General features: G+C 62.9%; 4 protein-coding genes. All 4 read right to left on the bottom strand.

Features of this window, described 5'->3' with window-relative positions:
* Window positions 1-329: 329 nt before the first annotated feature.
* Window positions 330-482, bottom strand: a complete 153-nt coding sequence (locus ACODTY_RS23730) for a hypothetical protein (protein ID WP_488996634.1) — start codon at window positions 480-482, stop codon at window positions 330-332.
* Between the two features lie 63 nt (window positions 483-545).
* Window positions 546-869, bottom strand: a complete 324-nt coding sequence (locus tag ACODTY_RS23725; RefSeq protein WP_488996633.1) for a DUF736 domain-containing protein — start codon at window positions 867-869, stop codon at window positions 546-548.
* A 747-nt stretch (window positions 870-1,616) separates the two neighbouring features.
* Complete coding sequence (locus ACODTY_RS23720) at window positions 1,617-1,859, bottom strand: hypothetical protein (protein ID WP_488996632.1); 243 nt, start codon at window positions 1,857-1,859, stop codon at window positions 1,617-1,619.
* Entirely contained in the window at window positions 1,832-2,146 is a 315-nt protein-coding gene (locus ACODTY_RS23715; RefSeq protein WP_488996631.1) for a hypothetical protein, read from the bottom strand. Before ACODTY_RS23715 ends, ACODTY_RS23720 begins: the two co-directional genes overlap by 28 nt.
* Window positions 2,147-2,578 lie beyond the last annotated feature (432 nt).

The raw sequence follows: 2,578 nt of genomic DNA, 5'->3' as shown, positions 1-2,578 counted from the left end.
AAGCGTGGTCGAGTATACGGAATCAGGCGCCCTGTTTCGCAGCCGGTCTTGCTGAACAACGACCGCTGATCGAGGCGGCGGGAGGATAAACATCAGCACACGCAGGCCCGGTCGCCGCTGGCGACCGGGCCTGCGTGTGCGGTGTAATCGGGATCAGGATTGCGGGGCGACAGTTGTCTGCGACTGGAACTGAGCTCGCCACCGTCCGGCGTGCTCGGGTGATGGCCAACCACGCCCGAAACCTGTTTGCCCAGCGGAAGGTGGAGGATGATGGCTATATAGGGGGATGCCGGATCGCGAAGCGGTCTGGCTCCAGCCAGATCCAAGGTTCACGCTCCCCTCACCGTCAATCTGGTAGTCGGGGGCATAGTCGTCGCTGCGTTCGAGACGGCGCAGCGCCGGCGGCAGGATGGATGCCAGTGCAAGTCGAGGTCGGGATCGAGGCAGCCGCCAAGCAGCATGTCTATCAGGTGGGCGGTCATCGTGATGCTCCTGGAGTGCGACATGAAGAGGCCGGCCCCTCTCAGGGCCGGCCCGGGTCCGGATTATTCCGGATCGTTCCAGAGGATGACCTTCTTGTTTTCCTCGCCGCCGGGGGCGGGTGCGAGGTTGCCGTAGACCACGCCGATCTCGGGGGCTTCGAGCTTGAAGGAGACGTTTTCCTTGCCGGAGCGCTGCGAGATGCGGTTCCAACCGGCGCCGATCTCGAAGCCCGTGCGCTTGTTGATGACGCGGTAGTCGGGGGCGTCCTCGCGGGACTTGTTGGCGTTCGGCAGAACGGTGATCGGGGCGTTGACGCGCAGGGTGGCGAAGATGCCTTCCATCGAGCCGTCGGACTTGGCGGTGAGTTGTGCGATCGTGGTGGCCATTGTAGTTCTCCTTTGCTGCATCGGGACCAATTCCCGATGGCGCCAAAGAAGAGGACCGTCCTGCCGCGGTCATCTCGATGCCAATTCTGCAAAAATTCTATTCTCGAAAAATCAGCGGGCACTGGGTGCCCGCAACCAAAAACAAAAATCGAATTTTTCTGAATTTGCATCGAGTGTACCCCGCAGGGGTTGACCGCAGTAGGCAGGCGGGCATCTACAAAGGCGACATGGAACGGGGATTGGTCCCGATGCAGAAATGGAAAGCAACACCGGCCGCCGTCGCCCGGTCTCATCCGCAATGCTGGCGGTGTCCCAGGCTCTGACCCCCCTCCTGCTCAATGCCACACCGTCCCTGACCTGAGGCGAGCGCGTTCTGCGCGAGCGCCAAACGCCGCATCGCTTTGCTAACCGCAGGCTTGGGCAGCGGCTACCGCTGGAAACACGCCGCGCGGATATCCGGTAAGCAATGTCTCGTTCTGGATGAAACATCCGGCGGCACTGAGCTGCTACCTCTTCCTTGCCGCTCCCAATGGTGAGGTGAACAAGAAGATCAATCGCTGGACAACGCCAACCCGGATCATCAGCGACCGGCCCCAAGAGAGGCCGGCCTCCCATCCGCAGGCAAAGCGAAATGGATGGCGAAGCATGCGACGCGCCGATAACCGACCTCGTCGCGGGCAGAGCCATTCAGATGGCGCGCCCGCAACGGTTCGTCCTCGCGGAGATGTCCGCGTATTCCGCAGTATCTTACTGGAGCGCCATCCGCTCATCGAGCGTCATGCGTGCCTCGACCCGCTGATGAACATCGGCGCCGGCGTGCCTGACCATCGCCCGCCAGTCAGCAGGATTGCGAACTGTTCCGGCAGTGCCGCGTGCAACGTCGTAAACAACGCAGGGAGATCCGATGATGGCGAGGCGCAGCACATTCAGCGCGGTGACCGGCGAGGCGCCATCCCAGATCATCAGCCCGAAATCCGCCCGCCGGGCCATTTCCCGATCCTCCGTGGCATGCCCTGCAAACCCTGGGCATCGTCCGGCGGGGGGATGCGGTAGGCTGCCCAATCGCCAAGATTGTTGCGCGGCTTCTTGCCGGAGTGAAACACGCCGACATGGTCATAGCGATAACCGGCGAGCAGGCCTTGCGCTTCGACATCGGCGCCGGGCGCATCGCCGATCAGCACGCCATGCTCGGCCGAAACGATCGCGCCGATGCGTTCGATCGCCGGCGGCGGCAATTCGACTATGTCGCGTGATCCGCCAATAAATATCATCGCCATTGCGGCTCTCCTCTCTTTCCAGCAAGCCCCGCCCTCTCCGGCCGCCCCTCGCCCTCCAGCAGGGCCAGGATGCTTTAGCAAGACCGCGCCCGCGCGCTGGCTCCGACGCCATGCCCGAGGACTAGGTGTTTGATGGCAGCCCATGATGCGGAGCGGCCCGGGTGCTGGCGGGCGTGAGAGTTAGGAGATCGTGAAGGACAAGACAATTGCCGGCAGTGTTGCGCCGATGGGCCCGCTCGTCGAAGGACGATAGGAGCCTGCCGCAAACTCGGACGCTAGCGCCCGCGCTCGCGGTCGTTCGATCTGGGCGGGGCAAGAACCGTTCGGGCAGTGCTGGTGCGGGGTCTGTCGTTGCCGCGCTCCGCGCCGGTCCAGCTATCTGATCTGTTTTGCGCAGAGCGATCGAGTTCAATGGTTTTGGATTTCGAGATT

This window comes from Mesorhizobium sp. FG116 (assembly GCF_057809835.1).
This window is presented reverse-complemented; position numbering and strand designations above follow the sequence as displayed.

What these genes read in the sequence shown, in the direction of transcription:
- ACODTY_RS23730 (WP_488996634.1), bottom strand. Translation starts at nt 482, where the DNA reads ATGACCGCCCACCTGATAGACATGCTGCTTGGCGGCTGCCTCGATCCC.
- ACODTY_RS23725 (WP_488996633.1), bottom strand. Translation starts at nt 869, where the DNA reads ATGGCCACCACGATCGCACAACTCACCGCCAAGTCCGACGGCTCGATG.
- ACODTY_RS23720 (WP_488996632.1), bottom strand. Translation starts at nt 1,859, where the DNA reads ATGGCCCGGCGGGCGGATTTCGGGCTGATGATCTGGGATGGCGCCTCG.
- ACODTY_RS23715 (WP_488996631.1), bottom strand. Translation starts at nt 2,146, where the DNA reads ATGGCGATGATATTTATTGGCGGATCACGCGACATAGTCGAATTGCCG.